General features: G+C 60.2%; 1 protein-coding gene. It reads right to left on the bottom strand.

Annotated features, from left to right (window positions below; all coding sequences use genetic code 11):
- Positions 1 to 488 (bottom strand): IS3 family transposase (locus tag QN413_RS27100; protein ID WP_323499644.1); only part of this gene is annotated, 488 nt, incomplete at both ends.

Genomic DNA, 488 nt, shown 5'->3' with positions numbered 1-488 from the left:
GACACCCATTCGAGCGTCGCGAATTCCACGGCCTCCTTGGTCTTCCACGGTGCTCGGCGATGAATCAATTCGGCTTTGTAGAGCCCGTTGATGGTCTCGGCCAAGGCGTTGTCGTAGCTGTCTCCCCGACTGCCCACGGACGGCTCGATGCCGGCTTCACCCAAGCGCTCGCTGTACCGAATGGACACATATTGCGACCCACGATCCGAGTGATGTATCAGGCTGCGATCCCGCTCCGGTTGGCGGTCATACAGAGCCTGTTCCAGCGCGTCCAGCACGAAGTCCGTGCGCATCGAACTGCTCACGCGCCAACCGACGATGCGCCGTGCAAACACATCGATGATGAAGGCCACGTAGAGCCAGCCCTGCCAGGTCGACACATATGTGAAGTCCGAGACCCATAGCTGGTTTGGTCGCTCCGCACAGAACTTCCGGTTGACCCTGTCCAGCGGACATGCCGCTTTGCTGTCACTCATCGTCGTGCGCAC

Origin of the sequence: Variovorax sp. LG9.2 (assembly GCF_035018885.1) — a bacterium.
Classification (GTDB): domain Bacteria; phylum Pseudomonadota; class Gammaproteobacteria; order Burkholderiales; family Burkholderiaceae_C; genus Variovorax.
This window is presented reverse-complemented; position numbering and strand designations above follow the sequence as displayed.